Genomic DNA, 3,788 nt, shown 5'->3' with positions numbered 1-3,788 from the left:
CAGGAACGTCGTCGAGCGCGGGTTCAGTGTTCTCAAGTAGTGGAGAGGGGTCGCTACGAGGTACGACAAGCTCCATGAGACGTACCGGGCCGCGGTCGTGTTGCACGGGGTCGTGTCGTGGCTGAAGGAATCAACAGACACGCCCTAGACTCACTGGCCTCATCCTCTACTGTCGAGCCCCGGCCCGGCGTCGCACCGACCGTCAATCTCTCAGACACTATCCAGGGAGCTTTTGTGGGGTCAACAGGGAACGTTAACTTTGGTTAAATGCAACGCGAGTTGTCATGAATGCAGCATGATGCCCTAGTGACGCTCCAGGAGGATGGTCTTTAACTCGCCACGCGTCCTGTGTCCGTCGGACGGCGAACTGCCCCGCCGGGTGAGACCTGGAGAGCTCCGGCGGGGCATGTTCGAGGGTGGTCACGGGCGGTCGCCTCGGCCGTGCTCTGGGTAGCCCGAGCAGCCGAGGCGGCTGGCTCAGGCCACGGCCTTCTGCTCCTTCGCGTTATCGTTGATCTGCTGACGCTTGGCGTCCCGGTCCTTCTCCTCCTTGAGGGTCGGGCGCAGCAGGAGCATCGCGATGCCGATGACCAGCAGCACCGACGCCTCGTGGACCAGCATGCCCAGCGACATCGTCACGCCGCCGAAGAGAACGCCGGCCAGCAGGAGCGCGACCGTGAGCAGGGCGATGGCGATGTTGACCCGCATGGTGCGCACCGTCCGCCGTGCCAGGCCGAGCGCGTGGGGCAGGCGCGGCAGCCGGTCGGCCATGAGCGCGATGTCAGCGGTCTCGATCGCGGCAGGTGAGCCGGCCGCTCCCATCGCCACGCCGATGTCGGCCTGCGCCAGGGCGGGGGTGTCGTTGACCCCGTCGCCGACCATCGCCACGGTGTGACCCTGTGCCTGCAGCTCCTTGACGATGGTGAGCTTGTCCTCGGGCATCAGCTCGGCGCGGACCTCGTCGACGCCGAGTTCGGCTGCGACGTTGCGGGCAACGCGTTCGGCATCGCCGGTCGCCATGATGACCTTGACGCCTCGACCGTGGAGGGCCTTGATGGCCTCGGGCGCGTCGGCGCGGATGGTGTCCGCCACGGCCACGATTCCCACAGCCTTGCCGTCGACTCCCACGAACATCGCGGTCTTGCCCTGTTCGTTGAGCTCCAGGATCCGGGCGGGGTCCGGGGCGGAGTCGAGCAGGTCGGCGGAGCCGACGGCTACCGTGGCGCCGTCCACCTGAGCGCGGATGCCCTTGCCGGCGACCGGCTCGGCGTGCTCAACATGGTCGACTCGCAGGCCCCGCCCCTCGGCTCCCTGGATGATCGCCTCGGCGAGCGGGTGCTCCGAGGCGGTCTCCGCGCGGGCCGCCAAGATGAGGACCTCCTCGGCCGTGTAGGAGTCGTCGAGGACGTCGACGTCGGTCAGCTCGGGGCGCCCGTTGGTCAGCGTTCCGGTCTTGTCGACGACGATCGCGTCGACCTTGGCGGAGGTCTCCAGGTATTCGCCGCCCTTGATGAGGACGCCGTCCTTGGCCGAGCGGCCGATGCCGGCCACGATCGACACCGGGATGGAGATGACCAGCGCGCCGGGGCAGCCGATGACCAGCAGGGTCAGGGCGAGTTCGACGTTCCAGGACAGCAGGCCGACAGCGAGTGCGGCGAGCATGACGCCGGGGGTGTAGTACTTGGAGAACTTCTCCATGAAGGTCTGGGTCTTGGCCTTGTCGTCCTGGGCGTCCTCCACCCGGTGGATGATCTTCGCCAGCGTCGAGTCGGAGCCGATCCCCACGGCTTCGACACGCAGCACGCCGGAACGCAGCCAGGTGCCGGCGTAGACCTCGGAGCCCTCGGACTTCTCAGCAGGCACGGATTCGCCGGTGATGGTGGCCTCGTCGACTCCCCCGTTGCCGGTGATGACCCGACCGTCGACGGGCACCTGCTCACCGTTCTTCACCAGCACGACGTCGCCGGGGACGAGTTCCCAGATCTCGACGGTTTCAGGCTCGCCGTCGCGCAGCACGGTGGCGGTGTCCGGAGCGGCCTCGACCAGGTCGGACAGTGCCTTGCGGGTCCGGTTGAGGGTGGCCTTCTCCAGCGCCTTGCCGAGGGCGAAGAGGAAGGTGACGGCGGCCGACTCCCAGTAGTTCTGGATGAACAGGGCGCCGACGGCGGCCACCACGACCAGCAGGTCGATGGAGATCATCTTGATGCGCAGCGCCTGCCACGCGGAGACGGCGATCGGCCAGCCGGCGACGACGGCTGCCGCGATCATGAGGATGTCCCAACCGGTGACGAGGGCGAGGACGATCAGCACGCCCGAGGCGGCGACCACACCCCAGGTCTTCCAGGTCTTCATGGTTCTTCCTTCCGTTGAAAGCGGTCCTTTCGGGATCACTTCCAAGCTACGGTCGGGCGACTCCTCGCGCCTTGACACGGATCAAGTCTTCATGGCTTTATCCGACTCAGCTCCAGACAACTGCGGATACAGAGCGCGACCCGCCGACACCGGAAGCGTCAGCGGGTCACTGGCTCTGAAGCAGTAGACCGGTCAGATGATGTATGTCAGATGGCGGATGGTTTGGCGGTGTAGCCGACTTCCGCAACAGCCTCCACCAGGTCACGCACCGAGACCTTCTGCGGGTCGTGCTGGGCGATGATCCGGCCGGAGGAGAATTTCACCTCGGCCGACTCGACGCCGTCGAGCCCGGTCAGCTTGGTCTCGATCTTCTGGATGCACGACGGGCAGGAGAACTCGTCCGAGCGGAGGGTGGTGGTCTTCAGGGTGGGGGCCGAGGCAATCATTGGGCTGCTCGTCTCCTTTCGTTTCGGTTCTGGTTCCTTGGACATCTCTTAAGTTACGCAGAACCGAGCGAACTTCCCTTGACGTGGATCAAGAACCACGGAGAATCTCCGTTGCGGCGGCCAGGCCGTGGTGATGCACGGCAATTTCCAGGACCAGAGACTGGATGCACGGCGAAGGAAGCGACCTGGGGAGTGTCAAACAGCAAGCCCGAATAGGGATCCGACAACGTATGTCAGCGCCAGTCCGAGAGCGCCGCCGATGACCAGGCGCAGGCTCGACCTGAGCGGTGAAGTGCCCGACAGTCTCGCGGAGATGTGACCGGTCAGGGCCAGAACGATGAGAGTCACGACTGTGACCACAACGGCGTCAGTCCCCGAGGGGGCGAAGAAGACCGAGATCATGGGCAGCAGGGCTCCGAGCACGAATGCCACCGCCGACGACAGCGCCGCCGTGATCGGGTTCGTCAAGTCCTCCGCATCGAGGCCGAGCTCAAGTTGCAGGTGAGCGGCCAGGGGGTCGCTGGCACCGATCTCGGTATCAGCCTTATCAGCGGTGTCCCTGGTGATGCCATACCCCTGGAAGATGCCGGACAGTTCGTCGTGTTCGGCCTGCGGATCATCGGCGAGCTCTGCGCGCTCCTTGTTGATCAAGACCTTCTCGGTGTCCCGCTGGGCGGAGACGGAAACGTACTCACCCAACGCCATCGAGACCGCACCGGCAACGGTCGAGGCCAACCCGGCGACGAAGACCGCAGTGTCACCGGCGCCGCTGGCGATCACTCCCAGCAACAAGGCGGCAACGGAGACGATGCCATCGTTGGCGCCGAGCACTCCGGCGCGCAGTGCGTTGAGTTTGGCGTGGTGGCTTGGTGCGTGCGGTTCACCGCTGTGCCCGGACTCAGGCGGGACAGTCATTTGAATCGTCCCGTGTTTCATAGAGAGTGATCCAACCTTCCACAAAGGCAGCACCACCACTCTCATGGCACCCCA

General features: G+C 65.4%; 3 protein-coding genes and 1 pseudogene. 1 reads left to right on the top strand and 3 read right to left on the bottom strand.

From position 1 onward, the window contains the following. Positions 1 to 148 (top strand): annotated as a pseudogene (locus ABD172_RS14990) (IS5/IS1182 family transposase); the annotation flags it as partial. 329 nt (positions 149 to 477) lie between these two features. Here the strand turns inward: ABD172_RS14990 and ABD172_RS14985 are convergent. From ABD172_RS14985 to ABD172_RS14975, 3 genes are all read right to left on the bottom strand, one after another. Then, a complete protein-coding gene (locus ABD172_RS14985; RefSeq protein ID WP_344310984.1) occupies positions 478 to 2,352 on the bottom strand; it encodes a heavy metal translocating P-type ATPase in 1,875 nt (624 codons plus the stop codon). Between the two features lie 206 nt (positions 2,353 to 2,558). Next, positions 2,559 to 2,798 carry a heavy-metal-associated domain-containing protein gene (locus tag ABD172_RS14980; RefSeq protein WP_344310982.1) on the bottom strand — a complete coding sequence of 80 codons (240 nt, stop codon included), beginning with the start codon at positions 2,796 to 2,798 and terminating at the stop codon, positions 2,559 to 2,561. Positions 2,799 to 2,993: 195 nt separating this feature from the next. Further along, positions 2,994 to 3,788: VIT1/CCC1 transporter family protein (locus ABD172_RS14975; RefSeq protein ID WP_344310980.1), on the bottom strand; the 795-nt coding region annotated here is incomplete at its 5' end.

Origin of the sequence: Brevibacterium samyangense, assembly GCF_039529845.1 — a bacterium.
GTDB classification, from domain to species: domain Bacteria; phylum Actinomycetota; class Actinomycetes; order Actinomycetales; family Brevibacteriaceae; genus Brevibacterium; species Brevibacterium samyangense.
Note: the sequence above shows the minus strand (reverse complement) of the source record. Positions and strands in the feature narration are given on the sequence as shown.

Excerpts from the sequence above, each read along its gene's own strand:
- ABD172_RS14980 (WP_344310982.1), bottom strand. The coding sequence starts at position 2,798 with ATGATTGCCTCGGCCCCCACCCTGAAGACCACCACCCTCCGCTCGGAC.
- ABD172_RS14985 (WP_344310984.1), bottom strand. The coding sequence starts at position 2,352 with ATGAAGACCTGGAAGACCTGGGGTGTGGTCGCCGCCTCGGGCGTGCTG.